Source organism: Methylobacterium dankookense (genome assembly GCF_902141855.1).
In the GTDB taxonomy this organism is placed as follows: Bacteria; Pseudomonadota; Alphaproteobacteria; order Rhizobiales; family Beijerinckiaceae; genus Methylobacterium; species Methylobacterium dankookense.
This window is the reverse complement of record NZ_CABFVH010000117.1, coordinates 1-1,475: the sequence shown is the minus strand read 5'-3', so window position 1 is coordinate 1,475 and position 1,475 is coordinate 1. Positions and strand designations below refer to the sequence as shown.

2 protein-coding genes are annotated in these 1,475 nt (G+C 70.0%); both read right to left on the bottom strand.

Annotated elements, in window-relative coordinates; genetic code table 11:
• Position 1: 1 nt before the first annotated feature.
• Positions 2-742 carry an ABC transporter ATP-binding protein gene (locus MTDSW087_RS29815; protein ID WP_144769399.1) on the bottom strand — a complete coding sequence of 247 codons (741 nt, stop codon included), beginning with the start codon at positions 740-742 and terminating at the stop codon, positions 2-4.
• A partial coding sequence (locus MTDSW087_RS29810) for an ABC transporter ATP-binding protein (RefSeq protein ID WP_238179825.1) occupies positions 735-1,475 on the bottom strand: 741 nt, incomplete at its 5' end. The genes MTDSW087_RS29815 and MTDSW087_RS29810, both read right to left, overlap by 8 nt.

Below are 1,475 nucleotides of genomic sequence, written 5' to 3'. Positions count from 1 at the left end.
GTCAGACCCCGAGATAGGCGTGGAGCTTGTCGATGTTGGCGTCGAGGCGGCTGTTCTCGATCATGTCGACGACGCGGCCCTGCTCCACGACGTAGTGGCGGTCGGCCAAGGTCTGGGCGAAGCGGAAGTTCTGCTCCACCAGCACGATCGTGTAGCCCTGGCTCTTCAGCTTCAGGATGGTGCGGCCGATCTGCTGCACGATCACCGGGGCCAGACCCTCGGTCGGCTCGTCGAGCAGGATCAGCTTGGCGCCCGTCCTCAGGATGCGGCCGATCGCCAGCATCTGCTGCTCGCCCCCCGACAGCTTGGTGCCCTGGCTCCTGGCCCGCTCCTTCAGGTTCGGGAACAGCGCGTGGATCTCCGCCACCGACATCCCGCCGGGCTTCACGCGCGGCGGCAGCATCAGGTTCTCGTGCACCGACAGGCTCGCGAAGATGCCGCGCTCCTCCGGCACGTAGCCGATGCCCAGCCGCGCGATGGCGCGGGACGCCATCCGGATCGTCTCGGCGCCCGCATAGGTGATCGAGCCGCTGCGCCGGCCCAGGATCCCGATGATGGCGCGCAGCGTCGTGGTCTTGCCCGCGCCGTTGCGCCCGAGCAGCGTCACCACCTCGCCCGGCGCGACGTCGAGGTCGATGCCGTGCAGCACATGGCTCTCGCCGTACCAGCCCTGCAGGCCGCGCACCGCCAGAAGCGGCGCCGTCCCGGCCGTCGGTGTGATCGCGTGCGCCGCCTCAGGCATGACCGGCCCCGATATACGCCTCGACCACGCGCGGATCCTTCGACACGGTGGCGTAGTCGCCCTCCGCCAGCACCTGGCCGCGCGCCAGCACGGTGATGCGGTCGGAGAGCGAGGCCACCACCGAGAGGTTGTGCTCGACCATCAGGATGGTGCGGTCCTTCGAGACGCGCCGGATCAGCGCCGCGGTGCGGTCGACGTCCTCGTGGCCCATGCCGGCCATGGGCTCGTCGAGGAGCAGCATCTCGGGATCGAGCGCCAGGGTCGTGGCGATCTCCAGCGCCCGCTTGCGGCCGTAGGAGAGCTCGACCGCCTGGCTCGAGGCGAACTCGGCGAGGCCCACCGCCTCGACGAGCTCGAGCGCCTCGCCGTCGAGGGCCCGCAGCACGCGCTCGTTGCGCCAGAAGTCGAAGGAATCGCCGCGCCGCCGCCGCTGCAGGGCGATGCGGACGTTCTCCAGCACGGTGAGGTGGGGGAAGACGGCCGAGATCTGGAAGGAGCGCACCAGGCCGAGCCGGGCGACGTCGGCCGGCTTCATGCCGGTGATGTCGCGATCCTTGTAGCGGATCGAGCCGGCGGTGGGCTGGAGGAACTTGGTGAGCAGGTTGAAGCAGGTGGTCTTGCCGGCCCCGTTCGGGCCGATCAGCGCGTGGATCGTGCCGCGCGCGACCTCAAGGGTCACGCCGCTCACGGCGCGGAACCCCTTGAACTCCTTCGTCAATCCGCTCGTCGCCAG

Bases quoted from the DNA above. Each gene is read 5' to 3' on its own strand.
- MTDSW087_RS29815 (WP_144769399.1), bottom strand. From the start codon at position 742: ATGCCTGAGGCGGCGCACGCGATCACACCGACGGCCGGGACGGCGCCG.